The organism is Methylotenera sp. G11, from assembly GCF_000799735.1.
GTDB lineage: Bacteria > Pseudomonadota > Gammaproteobacteria > Burkholderiales > Methylophilaceae > Methylotenera.
Genome location: NZ_JUHH01000001.1, coordinates 427979 through 443607, shown reverse-complemented (window position 1 = coordinate 443607; position 15629 = coordinate 427979). Strand labels below are relative to the sequence as shown.

At 51.5% G+C, this 15629-nt stretch carries 9 protein-coding genes and 1 tRNA gene; 6 read left to right on the top strand and 4 right to left on the bottom strand.

Translation table 11 applies throughout. From position 1 onward, the window contains the following. Positions 1–117: 117 nt before the first annotated feature. On the bottom strand, positions 118–465 hold the full coding sequence (locus tag GQ51_RS11955) for a hypothetical protein (RefSeq protein WP_052177644.1): 348 nt from the start codon (positions 463–465) through the stop codon (positions 118–120). 356 nt (positions 466–821) lie between these two features. Here GQ51_RS11955 and GQ51_RS02065 point away from each other — a divergent pair, with 356 nt between their 5' ends. Beyond that, positions 822–4787 carry an EAL domain-containing protein gene (locus GQ51_RS02065; RefSeq protein ID WP_235276143.1) on the top strand — a complete coding sequence of 1322 codons (3966 nt, stop codon included), beginning with the start codon at positions 822–824 and terminating at the stop codon, positions 4785–4787. A 44-nt stretch (positions 4788–4831) separates the two neighbouring features. Here the strand turns inward: GQ51_RS02065 and GQ51_RS02060 are convergent, their stop codons facing one another. Then, positions 4832–5272: a nucleoside deaminase gene (locus GQ51_RS02060; protein WP_047553567.1), complete on the bottom strand. Its 441-nt coding sequence runs from the start codon at positions 5270–5272 to the stop codon at positions 4832–4834. A gap of 176 nt (positions 5273–5448) precedes the next feature. On the opposite strand from GQ51_RS02060, the gene GQ51_RS02055 reads away from it, so the two are divergent. The 4 genes from GQ51_RS02055 to mqo all read left to right on the top strand — a co-directional run bounded on the left by GQ51_RS02055 (position 5449) and on the right by mqo (position 11989). Next, positions 5449–7905 (top strand): cyclic nucleotide-binding domain-containing protein, encoded by a 2457-nt coding sequence (locus tag GQ51_RS02055; protein WP_047553564.1) that lies wholly within the window; start codon positions 5449–5451, stop codon positions 7903–7905. Between the two features lie 12 nt (positions 7906–7917). Next, positions 7918–8748 (top strand): hypothetical protein, encoded by an 831-nt coding sequence (locus GQ51_RS02050; protein ID WP_047549202.1) that lies wholly within the window; start codon positions 7918–7920, stop codon positions 8746–8748. Between the two features lie 89 nt (positions 8749–8837). Next, entirely contained in the window at positions 8838–10481 is a 1644-nt protein-coding gene (locus GQ51_RS02045; protein ID WP_047549199.1) for a cytochrome c3 family protein, read from the top strand. Between the two features lie 20 nt (positions 10482–10501). Continuing rightward, positions 10502–11989, top strand: coding sequence for a malate dehydrogenase (quinone) (mqo, locus tag GQ51_RS02040; protein WP_047549196.1), 1488 nt, complete (start codon positions 10502–10504; stop codon positions 11987–11989). 127 nt (positions 11990–12116) lie between these two features. Here the strand turns inward: mqo and rlmB are convergent, their stop codons facing one another. Together rlmB and rnr are read right to left on the bottom strand one after the other, a co-directional pair. Further along, positions 12117–12866 carry a 23S rRNA (guanosine(2251)-2'-O)-methyltransferase RlmB gene (gene rlmB / locus GQ51_RS02035; protein WP_047549193.1) on the bottom strand — a complete coding sequence of 250 codons (750 nt, stop codon included), beginning with the start codon at positions 12864–12866 and terminating at the stop codon, positions 12117–12119. Further along, complete coding sequence (rnr, locus tag GQ51_RS02030) at positions 12863–15310, bottom strand: ribonuclease R (RefSeq protein WP_052177642.1); 2448 nt, start codon at positions 15308–15310, stop codon at positions 12863–12865. The genes rlmB and rnr overlap by 4 nt, the downstream gene beginning before the upstream one ends. Positions 15311–15378: 68 nt before the next feature. Between rnr and GQ51_RS02025 the strand changes: the two genes are divergently transcribed. Next, a tRNA-Leu gene (locus GQ51_RS02025) sits at positions 15379–15463 on the top strand. Positions 15464–15629 lie beyond the last annotated feature (166 nt).

The window sequence follows — 15629 nt, the reverse complement described above, 5'->3', positions numbered from 1 at the left end:
AAATAACTCCGCATAGCGTGCCACCGTTATTGGCAATGTAATGAAATCCGTGCCCAGGGTAAATGCGTGCGAACACTTAAGGGCATTGCCATGACCGGCTAAGGCAAATCGCCGGCATCAGCTTTTTTTACGCACCAGGGTAACAAAAGCCCAGATCAGGGCTAATGGAATCAGCACCGGGAATAAAAAAGGAAACATGAACGCTGTAACGATTCCGGCACCGACAATAAAACAGCCAAGAATGATCACACCGGTTCCGGCAAAAGCCAGCATTAGCAGGATAGCAAGGCAAATCATGGCAACCAGCGCAACTACCAGGCCGCCCGCTCCCAGCACACCTTTCAGCGGTCCGGCAATCTCCTGACCATTAATCATAATGGTCGTAGCGCTGTTTTCAAAGAACAAGCCCCATAAAATCAGGGCAAGCATCAGTACAGCAAAAACAAAGGCAAAATTCTTTTTCATAAACTGCACTCCATTGATTTAATGACTTCAAAACACATCCGGTCACGACATGAATAACGCACAAACGCAATCATGAGAACACGATCGGCAGCTAATTAATACAGGTATACCCATTTATTCCGCTTACATCTGCCAGCAATCATCAGGCAGGCGGCATACGTTCCAATGACACATATGCTGTACCTGCGCGCCTGCTTCCATGCACCCTGCACTGATACGCTATGAGATACATTAGATTTTATCCCAACTCAAATTTAATTAGGTGTAAACTCCGATGCTAATAATAGCAATAATAAAACGGATACCAGATGAGCCTGTTATCGACACTTAAAAAACATGTTGCCAGATTGATCAGCATGAAGCTAACGCCTTGGCTTTTATCAGGGCTGGTCATGCTCGCCGGATCACTCATCACCTACAGCCTGTGGGTGACAGCGCAGCGGGATGACAGTAAAAAACTACGCGCAAGCCTCGAATATTCCGCGGATGTGACCGCTACCAACATTTTCAACCGCATCAACGCTTTTCAAGTCGTGATGCGTGGCGTAAAAGGCTATATTGATGGCTCTAATGAAGTCACCACCGAAGAGTTCCACCAGTACGTTCAATCACTGCGGCTCAATACTTACACCGGCCTGAAAGGGATCGCTTTAGTCCAGCTGGTGAAAGATGCCGACAAAGCAAGTCATATCAAAGACAAACGTCAGCATGGATTCCCGGATTACAAAATCTACCCGGAAGGGCAACGTGATTTCTATACCCCGATTACGACCATTGAACCATTCGATGAAGAAAACGCCAAAGCCCTGGGCTTTGACACCTCCACAGCATCTGCAGCACGTATCGCAATGGCGCGTTCAAGAGATGACAATGACATCAGGATCACCTCCCGTTTCACATTGATACAGGATATAAACAAAGATAAAGTCCATGCATTCGTCATGTACCTGCCTATCTACAAAAAAGGCGCCCAGCTCAATACAGTAGCTGAAAGACGTGATGCGATCACGGCCTGGGTAGATATTCCCTTTCGCCTGAATGATTTAATGGCAGGGCTCAGCGGCGAAATCGACCCGGATATCGATATAGAAATCTATGACAGCGATACAGTATCCAACTCCACCCTTTTATATCATTCCGATAAAACTGGTCATGCCCAGAGACGCGCACAAGGCGACCTGCAGACAACACGGATACTGGATATCGCCGGTAGCCACTGGACGATATTATTAAATACGACTCCCGCTTTTACGGAACGGATCATCACCAACAAAAAATCAACATTGGTCGCTCTGACAGGTGTTGCGCTGACAATGCTGCTGGGGCTGTCAATATGGTTCCTGATCAGGAGCCGCCAGAGCGCAGATGCCCGTTATCAGCAATTGTTTGATCAGACGGGCGATGGCGTTCTGGTCTTGAGTCGTGAGCACGCTATACTGGAAGCCAACAATGCAGCATTGCAGATGCTGCATCATGAACGTGATGAGCTTTTAAAAATGCGTATGCATGACATCCTGGCAGCGCGTGAGCTTGCGCGGCTGGAACCCAGCGTCAAAAAAGTCATGTCCGGCAAAGTCTTGTATGAAGAATGTACATTCATCCGCAGTAATAACGAAGAGTTTATGGTGGAAGTCAGCTGCCAGAAACTTGACGCTGAGACTTACTTCCTCAACGTGCGCGATTTATCCGAAAGAAAAAAAACCGAAGACCGGATCAAACAGCTGACCCAGCTCTATCAGGCGCTAAGCCAGATCAACCAGGCCATTGTGCGCATGGAGAATGAAGACGACCTGTTCCCACTGGTGTGCAGGTGCGCCGTTGATTTCGGTGGGATGAAAATGGCATGGATAGGCCAGCTTGACGAAGCAAGCTCAGCAATATTACCGGTAGCGGTCTATGGCAGCGGCGTTGAATATACTGAAAACCTGTCACTCTCGATACTGGAAGACTTGCCTGGCGGACAGGGGCCAACCGGTATTTGCTTAAGAGAAAACAGGATCATGATCCTGAATGACTACCTGACCAACAAAATCACCGAGCATTGGCATGACTTGGCAAGACAATTCGGCTGGGAGTCCGCGGCAACCTTCCCTATCCAGCGCAACGGCAAACCGTTTGCAGCCCTGAACGTGTATCAGACCAAGCCCAATGGTTTTGATGAAGAAATCACCAATTTGCTGAAAGAACTGACGACCGACATCAGTTTTGCACTTAACAATTTCGATCACGAAGCGCAGCGTCTGAAACTGGTACAGGATCTGGAAGGCGCTTACAACCGTATCAATCATATACTGAATGTAAACCCGGCTATTATTTACTCACTCAAAGTTCACCCCGGGCATAAGGATTTTGTCGTTGATTTCATCGGTGACAACATCCAGAAACTGACAGGCTACGCGGTTAAAGACTGGCATAGTCCACGATTCTGGCTCAACCACGTGCACCCTGAGGACAGGGCTACCGTCATGAAAGCTCAGCAGGAATTGCTGTCACAAGGCTATTTGAACCACCAGTACCGCTTTATGCATGCCGATGGCAGCGTGATATGGATAGATGACCAGCTGATGCTGATCCGGGACGGCGAAGGAAAACCGGTTGAGGTGGTAGGTGCATGGCTGGACATTACCGATAGTAAAGCTGCCGAAGAACGGTTACGCGTCAACGCACAAGTGTTTGAATTCAGCCGCGAAGGCATTATCACCACGGATGCCTGCAATAACATCCTGACCGTCAACAAAGCCTTTACTGAGATCACCGGTTATAAAGCCGAGGAAATTATCGGCAAGAATCCACGCGTACTGGCATCCGGCATTACCAACAAAGCCTTCTACAAAGCAATGTGGCAGCAGATCGCCCACAAAGGATACTGGCAAGGTGAAGTTCTCAACCGTCGTAAAGACGGTGAGTTTTTCTCCGAACGCCTGTCTATCAGCACCATCCGCAATCAGGATGGAAAGATCACACAGCATATCGGCATCATCAGCGACCTGTCAGAGCATAAACTGGCAGAACAGCGCATAGAATTTTTGAGTAATTTTGACGCGCTCACACAACTGCCGAACCGCAGCCTGCTTAGTGACCGGGCAAAGCTGGCATTGGCTGCCGCTAATCGCAGCAACGAGCCTCTGGCGCTGATTTACCTTGATCTTGACCGATTCAAGTTCGTCAATGAATCCCTGGGTCCCAGCACTGGCGACGCCTTGCTGCAAGAGCTTGCAAAACGCCTGCTGAACACTTTACGCCCCGAAGATACTTTAAGCCGACAAGGCGGGGATGAATTCATCATGCTGCTGCCCGGCACGGATGCAGAAGGCGCTGCCCACGTAGCAAAAAAACTGTTGGAAATCGTATCCCAGCCATTCACTTTCGGTTCACAGCGCATCACGCTGACATCCAGTATAGGTATTGCCGAGTTTCCGCAGGATGGTGACAGTTTTGAACAGCTCGCACAATCTGCGGATGCAGCGCTGTATCGCGCCAAGCAAGCCGGCCGCAATAATTTCCAGTTCTTTACCCAGCAGATGCACGAGCAGGCCTATGAAGTGCTGCAGATCGAAAATGAACTCAGGCAGGCACTGGAACAGCGTGAATTTGAATTGTATTACCAACCCCAGGTGGATATCGTCACATCAAAAATTATCGGCGCTGAAGCCCTCATACGTTGGCGGCACCCGAAAAAAGGCATGGTATCGCCCGCGAGTTTCATACCGATTGCCGAAGAAAGCAGCCTCATCAATGAAATCGGAAACTGGGTATTGAATACTGCCTTGCAGCAATTAGCCGGGTGGCAGTCTGCAGGCATCGCCATCGTGCCGGTTGCCGTCAATCTTTCCATCGTGCAGTTCCGCCAGGATTCTCTGTACGAATCCATCTGCGACGCGCTGCGCGAAACGAAGCTTGACGCTGCCATGCTTGAACTGGAAATGACCGAGAGTATCGCCATGGAAGATTCTGAACGCACCATCCGCGTGCTGAACCAGCTCAAGGTGCTCGGCATCAATCTCTCGATTGATGATTTTGGCACCGGTTATTCTTCACTCAATTACCTGAAACAGTTCAAGATCGATAAACTCAAGATAGATCAGTCATTTGTACGGGATATGGGGCTGTTTCCTGAAGATGCGGCAATCATCACCGCCATCATCGGCATGGCGAAAGGGCTTGGGTTCAAGGTGATTGCCGAAGGCGTGGAAACAAGACAGCAGCTGGAGTTTTTACAGAGTCAGCAGTGCGATCAGATCCAGGGTTACCTGTTCAGCAAACCATTACCCGCCAGGGATTTTGAGCTGCTATTGCGCAAAGGCGAGATATTGCTGGATTAGCTTCAGGCATGGCCTTGCCTGCCGGAAACCTGCCGTGGCTGCATTCACACGACGCCGATATCTTCATTCCATAGCCGCGGCTTTGCAGCGATGAAAGCCTGCATCAATGCTATGCAGGCCGCATCCTGGATCACGACAACTTCCACGCCTCTCGATCTCAGCAGGTCTTCTTCGCCCATAAATGTCCGGTTTTCACCAATGATGACCTTGGGAATGCCATAAAGCAGAATGGCACCGGCACACATGGAACAGGGAGACAATGTGGTATACAGCACAGATTCCTTATACACGCTGGCCGGCTGGCGGCCGGCATTTTCAAAAGCCGCCATTTCCCCGTGCAGAATCGCGCTGCCGCACTGAACGCGCTGGTTATGCCCCCTACCAATAATGCCACCCTGATGGACAATAACCGAACCTATCGGTATCCCGCCTTCAGCCAGACCGATTCGCGCTTCGTCGATGGCTGCCTGCATAAATTTATCCATATTTTCCCTCACCCCCGTCAGGCATTGATTGAATGGCAGAACCTGCCGCTCCATGGCATACAGTCAGTAAAAACACCGTTCATGTAAATCTCGGCCTGCATATTCAGTCATATTTGACGCCATAATATACGGATATGGCACCACTTAAACACAGTATAAAAGTATAATTGGGCTACATGGCTAAACATTTCAACATTATCATTATCGGCGCGGGTCCCAGCGGACTGTCGGCTGCCACACGCGCTGCTGAACAAAATGCGGACTACTTGCTGCTTGAAGCAACGTCAGCGCCTGCCAATACCATTCGTCATTACCAGCGCCGCAAACTGGTGATGGCCGAACCGCGCGCCCTGCCACTGCGCAGCCCGCTGCCTTTCAGTGCATCGCTGCGCGAAAATGTCCTCGAAACCTGGGAAAAGACCATCGCGGACAAAAAAATCAACATCCGCTATAACGCCAAGGTTGCCGGCATTTCGCGCACCACGAAACATCTGGCAGTTCAGCTGGAAAGCGGTGAAAAAATCACTGCGGATCATGTGATCCTGGCAATCGGCGTACAAGGCAATCTGCGTAAACTTGAAATTCCGGGCGGTGACGTACCTGAGGTCCAATATCACCTGGACGATCCGGATGCTTACCAGAACGAAACCATTGTGGTAGTCGGCGGCGGTGACACCGGTGTAGAGAACGCGCTGGCACTTACCGGCCGCAATCAGGTCATCATCCTTAACCGGGCTGAAGATTTCAGCAACCTGAAAGACAGCAACCTCAACCACTTGACCGAAGCCAGGCAGAAAGGCACTGTAGACTGGCTGCTGCAGACAAAACCGCAATCCATAGAAATAAACCACAGCGGCGATTTTCCTATCACGCTGTTTGCAAGCACACCCAATGGCATTGAACGCATCCCCTGCCATAGGATAATCGCGCGCCTTGGCGCACTGCCCTCCCGTCCGGTACTGGAAAACTTCGGCGTCGCTTTCCCGACTGCCGATGCCGGCGCTCTGCCCCTGCTTTCCGCAAGTTATGAATCCAATGTACCCGGCCTTTACATCATCGGCGCTTTGGCCGGCTACCCGCTGATCAAACAGGGCATCAACCAGGGCTATGAAGTCATCGAGCACATTCTTGGCAATCCCGTGGAATCGGCCGATACAGAAATGCTGCGCGAGAAATTCTCGACCTTCTGCAATGACCGCGGCGTTGATGACGTCATTCTGAAAATCCAGAAAAACGTACCGTTGCTGGCAATGCTCAGCACACTGCAATTGCGGGAGCTTGTACTGGAAAGCAATATACTGCTGCCTGAGCCCGGTGATTATATTTTCAAGCGCAACGATTACAGCACCACGTTCTTTTTTATCGTGGAAGGTGAACTCGATGTATTGATCGACGATGACGAACATCCGGATGGTCATCTTAAAACGGGGGAATTTTTCGGTGAAATGGCACTGGTATCAGGCCGACGCAGACCAGGCACCGTACAGGCACGCACCAAGTGCGTACTGATCGAAACCCCGCGACGCCTGATGCAGAAACTCATCAACTCGGTGCAATCTATGCGCCGCGTACTGAATGAGGTTGCAATCAAGACCGTTGTGCAGATCTGCATCGGTCTTTCACTGGATGAAGAAGAACTCAACGATGTTGCCAGCCATGCCATATTAAAAAGCTTCGAGGCTGGAGAAGAGCTTTTCCACGAAGGTGACGAAGCCGATGGCCTGTATCTGATCCAAAGCGGCTCGGTCACGGTTTCACGCATGATCGCCGGCAGAGAAGTCGTGCTGTTCTATGTGGCCGCAGGCAACTATGTCGGCGAAATGTCATTGGTATCCGGTGAGCCGCGCTACGCTACAGTGCGTGCCGCGGTCGCGACAGATGCGGTCATGATCAAGGCTGACCGTATGCGTGAAATCATCGCGCGCAACCCGGAAATACGCAGCTCGCTGGACGCACGTTACCTTCAGCACCTGCAGGACCAGGAAAAACGCGAACAGCTGGAAAGCGCGCCCAGTGGCGGCGGCTCTTTTACCAGCCAGTCCACCCAGTCGAACCTGATTTCATTCCTGATACAGCAAGGTGTCGGCGAAGCCACCGATGTGCTGCTCATCGATGAGTCCCTATGTGTGCGCTGCAACTACTGTGAAGACGCCTGTGCCGCCACCCATGGCGGTGCATCGCGCCTGGACCGCGAGACAGGGCCGATTTTCGCCAACATCCGCGTTCCTACCTCTTGCCGCCATTGCGAACACCCTCACTGCATGAAAGATTGCCCGCCCGATGCAATCCATCGCGCTCCGCATGGCGAGGTTTATATCGATGACAGCTGCATAGGCTGCGGTAACTGCCAGCAGAACTGCCCATATGATGTGATTCAGATGGCAGTCATCCGCGAACAGCCTGAGCGCAGCCTGTGGCAGATGATGCTGGGCATTACCCCCAAGGTGCATGATGATACTGAAGGCACAAAAGTGGCCGTTAAATGCGATATGTGCAAAGACATCAAGGAAGGCCCGGTCTGTGTGCGTGCCTGCCCGGTCGGCGCTGCACTGCGCGTAAACCCGGAAGGCCTGCTGGGCTATGCAAGCGGAACATCGGGTGAAGTCAGTTTATTGGGTTCCGATGATGAATAGAAAGAACAGCTGATGCAGCGCGGCAATATTTTCGATTACAAAAACTATCGCTATTTCAAGATTGCAGTCCTTGTTATCCTGGTTGCCTTCGCCGCTTACCTGATCTTTGAGCCGGCGGTAGGCCATTATGGCGGCAGCGTGCTCGGTTATGGCTTGGGTACGGTTTCCGCACTGATGGTGTTATGGATGGCATGGTACGGCATCCGCAAAAGACGTTACCGCAGCAGCGGTTCGACACAGGGGTGGCTGTCCGCACACATTTACCTGGGCACGGCCATGACGGTTCTGGTTACCCTGCATAGCGGTTTTCATTATGGCATCAACATCCATACGCTGGCTTATGCCTTGCTGCTGGTTGTGGTCGCCAGCGGTTTTTTCGGCAACTATACCTACATGATTTACCCGCGCCAGATGAGCGAGAATATGGGCGAAGATAGCCTGGATAGCTTATTGCTGCGCATTGCGGAGGCCGACAAGCTTGCGCGCCAGATCGCACTCGTCATGCCTGACGCCATCAACAACACGGTGTCGCGCGCCTGCCGGGAGACATCAATAGGCCTGGGGCTCATTGACCAGCTGCGAGGCTACCAGCCCAACTGCCCTTCCGCACAGGCCGTGGATGACCTGACAGCGATGGCGAATGAACTCACGCCTGATCAGCGCAAGCTGTACCGTGAGCTATACACCATCATGGTACGCCGCCTGTCGCTGGTGAAACGCGCCCGCCAGGATCTGATGTACCGTGCACGGCTAGGCATCTGGCTGTATCTGCATGTTCCCTTTACTATCGCCCTGCTGGTGGCAATGACGGCGCACATCATTGCCGTATTTGTTTACTGGTAAAAAAATGAAAAGGACATCCGGCAATGCGTGATATGAGCGGCAGCCAGCACGGCAATGCGCTCAAACGATGAATTGATTGAAACTACCCTATGTTTAATTGCCTTTTAATAAAAATCACCTACAACTCCCGCGGCTTGCCGGTCAGGAGCTACCGCACCATCGCCGCCCATGAGCTGATGCTTGGCCGCGGCGCTGAATGCAACGTGCATCTGCCGGATCCTCGCCTGTCCATGCATCACGCGGTGATCAAGCAAAACGTAGAAGGCCATTTTGTCGTGCAGGCATTAAACGGTGAACTCGAAATGGATGGCGCGCTGATACCGGGCACGGAACTCGCTTATGGCACCAGGTTAATGGTGGGGCCATATGAATTGAAAGTTGAACCTGCCCCGCCAGACGTTGACCTGGCGATTTCACTGGTACTGGCGCATCGCATGCCGGATGATTTCCAGGATCTCAAGGCACGCACCCACAAGCCACTTGCTGGCGCATCTTCCTTTAAAAGGCGTTTATCGATCTTCCTTGCCATCATGATCACCATGCTGGGGCTGGTGTTGCCGCTGATGCAGAACCTGATGCCTCCGGTACATAAAGCCATGGCGGAATTACCGTTCGGCTTCGACCGCATATGGAGCCCCGGGCGCATATCGGCTTCACACATGCATTTCGGTTCCCAGTGTTTCAATTGCCACCAGGTACCGCTGCAAAAAGTTTCAGACAAAGCCTGCATGACCTGTCACCGCGACATCGGACCGCATATTGCGGATTCCGCATTGCAGAAAAACACCTTCAACGCGGCACACCGCTTTATCGGCACCACACGCTGCGCAGAATGTCATGAAGAACACAAAGCGCCGCATCCGCTTGCAAAGCAGGATAACGGCATGTGCGTCAAATGCCACGGCAACATCAAGGCGATCGATGCAAAAACAACGCTTTCGAATGTGCATGACTTCGACAGCGATCACCCGGAATTCAAGCTCACATTCAGGACAGGCGATGCTGCGACAGATGTGGAAAGAATCCCCCAATCAGATAAAGCGCGCCTGGTTGAAAAGTCCGGGCTAAAATTTCCGCATTACCAGCACACAGGTAAGGTACAGGGGCCTAATGGCATCTGGGATGTGCGCGAGCTTTCCTGCACCAACTGCCATGTGCCCGAAGGTAAGGAAATGCGCTTCAAACCGCTTACTTTTAAAAACAATTGCGTTTCCTGCCATGCCAAAGAGCTGGAACTGGGACCTAAAGACCTGAAAATAACGGTGCCGCACGGCAATGAACAGAATGTATTCAACGCATTGAAGTTATATGCGCCAAAACAGTTTTCAAGCTATTCCGACAACCTGATGAAAAACGGCTGCGCTTATTGCCATGAAATCACGGAATCAAAAGAAGGCAGCGCCCAGCCGTGGCGCGTGGCTCCGCTGCGCATCAACCAGGACTGGTTCAGCAAGGCGCAGTTTAACCATGGCGCCCACCGCACGCAGCAATGCATCAGCTGCCATAAAGTGGAAGAGTCGGAAAGCAGCGCAGATGTGGCGATACCTGACCGCAAATCCTGCCTGCAATGCCACTCCGGCAACACGCCAAAACATAAGCGAATCGCGAGCAATTGCATGTCATGTCATAATTTCCATCACTCACATTATGCTGATGGGCTTAACCCGACCGCAAAACTGGATAACAAAGATGTTGATGTGCTGTTATCCATCACAAACAAACCAAACCAGTAACCTTGCCTGGCAATCACGATATGAATGAAAAAAAAGTAGATGTACTATTAGTCGGCAGCGGCGTCATGAGCACTACCCTGGCTGCCCTGCTGTCGGAACTGGATTCCTCATTGAACATCATGATGCTCGAACGCCTGCCCGATGCAGCCGCCGAGAGCACCGATGCATGGAACAATGCAGGCACCGGCCACGCCGGCTACTGTGAATTGAACTATACGCCAATGGATGATGCAGGCAACGTAGTGACCAGCCGCGCGCTCGCCATCAATGCTTCATTTGAAGTCTCTTTGCAGCTATGGTCTTCACTGGTTGAAAAGAATGTATTACCGTCACCGAAAAATTTCATCAACGCGGTGCCCCACCTGAGTTTTGTCTGGGGTGAAGCGGATATCGACTTTCTGCGCAAACGCCATGCGGCGCTCTCAACACATCATTTATTCCAGGACCTGGAATATAGCGATGATCAGGCAAGATTACGGGAGTGGATGCCCCTGATCATGCAGCACAGGGAAGACGGGCAGCCGGTTGCCGCTACCCGTGTGAGCTACGGAAGCGATGTGAACTTTGGCGCGCTGACCCGCAGCCTGCTGGCATCCCTGCAAGCCAGGGACAACTTTACGTTAAAGCTGAACACCGAAGTCAGCGCATTAAAACAAACCGGCAATGGTCGCTGGCAGGTTAAATTAACGAACATCAACGATGGCGCAACATCAACGGTTGATGCCGGTTTCATATTTCTTGGCGCGGGTGGCGGCGCATTGGAATTGCTGCAGAAATCTAAAATTCCCGAAAGCTATGGCTACGCCGGCTTTCCTGTCAGCGGGCAATGGCTGGTATGCAAAGACCCGGATGTGATCAGACAGCATCATAGCAAGGTCTACGGCAAGGCCGCCCTGGGGGCGCCACCGATGTCTGTCCCGCACCTGGATTTGCGCATCATCAATGGTGAACCGGCCTTATTATTCGGCCCATATGCCGGATTCACAACCAAGTTCCTGAAACAAGGTTCGTATCTGGATCTGTTCAAGTCCATCAGGGCGAATAACCTGAAGCCGTTGCTGGGCGTAGCCTGGCATAATTTCGACCTGACACGTTATTTGGTGGGCGAGGCGCTGCAATCTCACGCATCACGCATGGATACCCTGCGCAAATTCTACCCACAGGCGGTTGATAGCAGCTGGCACCTGCAGAATGCCGGTAAACGTGTGCAGATCATCAAAAAGTGTGAATATAAAAGCGGGAAACTGGAATTCGGCACCGAGATTGTCAATTCGGCAGATGGGAGTATTGCAGCCCTGCTGGGCGCATCCCCGGGCGCATCGGTGTCCGTACAGGCCATGATCAATGTGATAGAGCGCTGCTTCAAGTCGCAACTGGCAAGCCCAGAATGGCAGCAAAAGTTAAAAGCACTGGTGCCGAGCTACGGCGAATCATTGATTGATGATGCAGGGCTGCTGAAAAAGGTTCGCGCAAGAACACTTCAGGTATTGCAGTTATCATCGGATTAGCAGACGCTGCGCTCACTTAGCGCCCGGTTTTAAAAACAAACAGGCCTTCATGAATGAAGGCCTGTTTGTTTCGCTTAGCTGTTCACAACTTGCACTTTCATAGCTTGCATTTACGCATTTGTGGTTGTTAAACCTGTTCACGCTGGCGGCGTATCTCGTATAGGCAGATACCGCTGGCAACGCTTACATTCAGGCTTTCGACAGAGCCGTACATCGGGATCGTAATCAGTGCATCACAGGTTTCCTGCGTCAGGCGACGCATGCCATCACCTTCGGCACCCAACACCAGTGCGATCGGCCCTTCCAGCTTGGTGTTCAGCAAAGTGCCTGGGGCATCCATGGTCGTACCTACGACAAAAACGCCGGCCTCTTTCAACTCCCGTATGGTTCTGGCCAGATTGGTCACGGCAATGAACGGAACGGTCTCCGCTGCACCGCACGCCACTTTACGCACGGTGGCATTCAAGCCAGCGGCTCTGTCTTTAGGCGCAATCACCGCATGCACGCCCATGGCATCTGCAACCCGCAGGCATGCGCCCAGATTGTGCGGGTCTTCAACACCATCCAGAATCAGGAAAAACGCCGGCTCTTTAAGGTCGGATTCCAGAATGTCATGGATATCCTTGTAAGGGATAGGCGTATCTACCACGCGTGCAATCACGCCCTGATGGCGGCCATTCATGCCGACCATGCCATCCAGGCGCGCACGCTCTACCTGCATGATGCGCACACCGGCAGATTCAGCCATGCTGAGCAGGTCTTTCATACGTGCATCCACACGGTCACGATCGATTAAAATCTCCTGTACACTCGCGCTATGTTGGCGTAAACGGCTTAATACTGCATGAAAGCCAAACAGGATACGTGCATCACTCATTTTTTCACCTTGCGTTTCGTGGTTTTCTTAGCCACTTTTTTAGATTTAACTGGTTTACTCTCTGGCTTGGGTTTTGCTGAACCGGCAGCTGGTTTGGCAGCACCTTTAGCTGACCGGCTGGCCGGCTTCCTGCCAAATGCGGCATCAGGTTTACTGCCTTCAGATTTAGGCGTGGATTTTACCGCAGTTTGGCTTTTAACGCTCGTTTTAACTGCCGCGGGTTTTTTAGCATATTCAACTTCAGGTTTAGCATCTAATTCATTGTTTTTATTTACTAAAGTAAAATCTATTTTTGTGGTTTCCAAGTCAACACGTACCAACTTGACCGTTAACCTGTCTCCCAGGCGATAACGTACACCGGTACGTTCACCGGCCATTTCGTGGCGCGCCTTATCATAGTGGAAGTAGTCATTGCCCAGTTCGGTCACATGCAGCAGCCCTTCAACGTAGACGCCATCCAATGCCACAAACAGACCAAAACTGGTCACGCCGGCAACCGTGCCTTCGAACACTTCGCCTATCCTGTCCTGCATATAGAAACATTTGAGCCAATTCGTTACATCGCGCGTAGCATCATCTGCCCGCCGTTCGGTCATGGAGCAATGTATGCCCAATTCGCTCCAGTCTCCAGCTTTATATTTATCGCCGTTCAACACTGCTTTGATAGCCCGGTGTATCAGCAAATCGGGATAACGCCGTATAGGCGACGTAAAATGCGCATAAGCGTCATAGGCAAGGCCGAAATGGCCGACATTGTCAGGGCTGTAAACCGCCTGTTGCATGGAGCGCAGCAATACCGTCTGCAATAGCTGCGCATCTGGCCGGTCTTTGATGCGATCCAGCAGTTTGCAGTAATCTTTGGCCTGGGGCGATTCACCGCCGCCTACACCGAACCCGAACTCAGCCATGAAGGTACGCAGCAGCTCCAGTTTTTCGGGTGTCGGGCCTTCATGAATACGATACAAAGCCGGGTGCTCATGTTTTTTCAGGAACTCGGACGCACAGACATTGGCAGCCAGCATACATTCTTCAATCAACCGATGCGCTTCATTGCGCACGCTTGGCTCTATGCGCTCAATCTTGCCGTTCTCATTGAACACCATGATGGTTTCTGATGACTCAAACTCAATCGCACCGCGCTTCTCACGCTGTTTGAGCAGCAATTGATACACGCTGTACAAGTTCTGCAAATGCGGGTTCAGCCATGCATATTCATGCGCCAGTTCACCTTCCGGGTTCTGCAGGATATCGTAGACTTTGGTATACGTCATCCGCGCTTTGGAGCGCATCACAGATGGGTAAAACTTATATTGCTTGACGATACCGGCGCCATCGATCTGCATATCGCAGATCATGCAGAGCCGCTCTACATCAGGATTCAGCGAACACAAGCCATTAGACAGGGCTTCTGGCAGCATCGGTATCACGCGGCGCGGAAAATACACCGAATTGCCGCGGTCATAAGCATCCTTATCTAAAGCATCTTTGGGTTTCACATAAAAACTGACATCGGCAATTGCCACAACCAGACGCCAGCCCTTGCCCTGACGTTCGGCAAATACCGCATCATCAAAATCACGTGCCGTTTCGCCATCAATCGTAATCAAAGGCATTTCACGGCAATCGATCCGGCCTTTAAAATCATCCGCCTGAACTGATTTAGGATATGACTCTGCAATCCTTACCGCCTCCGCGCTAAACTCGTGCGGAAGGTTGTGTTTGCGCAAGGCAATTTCAATCTCCATGCCGCTATCGGCATAATTGCCCAGAATCTCGATGATCTTACCCATCGGTTGCGCATGCGCGGATGGCTGTGCGGTCAGTTCCACCATCACCACCTGGCCGGATTTGGCACCCATATCCAGATGATATGGAATCAGGATATCCTGGTTAACACGTTTATCTTCCGCAGCTACGATAGTCACACCGCTCGACTGGATAACGCGGCCTACAAGCTTCTGTGTGCGGCGATCCAGCACTTCCACGATCTTGCCCTCCGGGCGCCCTCTTCGATCCAGGCCGCTCATGCGCACCATGGCACGGTCGCCATGCATGACCTGTGACATTTCCTTGGGGCTCAGGAATAAATCCTCGCCATTGGTTTTGGTTTTGTCATCGGGGACAAGAAAACCGAAGCCATCAGGATGCCCCTGCACGACACCGGCAATCAGATCCAGCTTGTCGGTAATGCATAAGGCGCCCTTTCTGTTCTGCATGATCTGGCCTTCGCGTTCCATGGCCCTGAGGCGCCGATTGAAAATCTCGCGTTCATCTCCGCTGATATCCAGCAGTATATAAAGCTGCTCCACACTGAGCGGAACGCCCTGGTCCGCCATGGTACTCAGGATCAACTCTCGGCTCGGCAATGGCGTTTCATACCGGCTTGCTTCACGTGCTGCATGTGGATCATTACTTCTATTTGTTTTATTTTTATGTTTAGTCATTGACAAAGCCTGCCTTTAATATAAAATTGCGTCTCTCTTGTTGCAGTATAGTTATTTTGCAAACAAAAGCCCAGATGGCGGAATTGGTAGACGCGCTAGTTTCAGGTACTAGTATCGAAAGATGTGGAGGTTCGAGTCCTCTTTTGGGCACCATCAAACCCTTGTTCATAGATGTTCTCAAGGGATTGTGGTGTAGCACTGATGTACAAGTAATGATTTGTACATCGCAGTAGTTAACGCATCAGACATAGGCGCATTATAGCCTACTCTTCACGTTCACATATCATTGCATCAGCATTCATTATGCTGCCTGTAAAAA

Excerpts from the sequence above, each read along its gene's own strand:
- GQ51_RS11955 (WP_052177644.1), bottom strand. The coding sequence starts at position 465 with ATGAAAAAGAATTTTGCCTTTGTTTTTGCTGTACTGATGCTTGCCCTG.
- GQ51_RS02065 (WP_235276143.1), top strand. The coding sequence starts at position 822 with ATGAAGCTAACGCCTTGGCTTTTATCAGGGCTGGTCATGCTCGCCGGA.
- GQ51_RS02060 (WP_047553567.1), bottom strand. The coding sequence starts at position 5,272 with ATGGATAAATTTATGCAGGCAGCCATCGACGAAGCGCGAATCGGTCTG.
- GQ51_RS02055 (WP_047553564.1), top strand. The coding sequence starts at position 5,449 with ATGGCTAAACATTTCAACATTATCATTATCGGCGCGGGTCCCAGCGGA.
- GQ51_RS02050 (WP_047549202.1), top strand. The coding sequence starts at position 7,918 with ATGCAGCGCGGCAATATTTTCGATTACAAAAACTATCGCTATTTCAAG.
- GQ51_RS02045 (WP_047549199.1), top strand. The coding sequence starts at position 8,838 with ATGTTTAATTGCCTTTTAATAAAAATCACCTACAACTCCCGCGGCTTG.
- mqo (WP_047549196.1), top strand. The coding sequence starts at position 10,502 with ATGAATGAAAAAAAAGTAGATGTACTATTAGTCGGCAGCGGCGTCATG.
- rlmB (WP_047549193.1), bottom strand. The coding sequence starts at position 12,866 with ATGAGTGATGCACGTATCCTGTTTGGCTTTCATGCAGTATTAAGCCGT.
- rnr (WP_052177642.1), bottom strand. The coding sequence starts at position 15,310 with ATGACTAAACATAAAAATAAAACAAATAGAAGTAATGATCCACATGCA.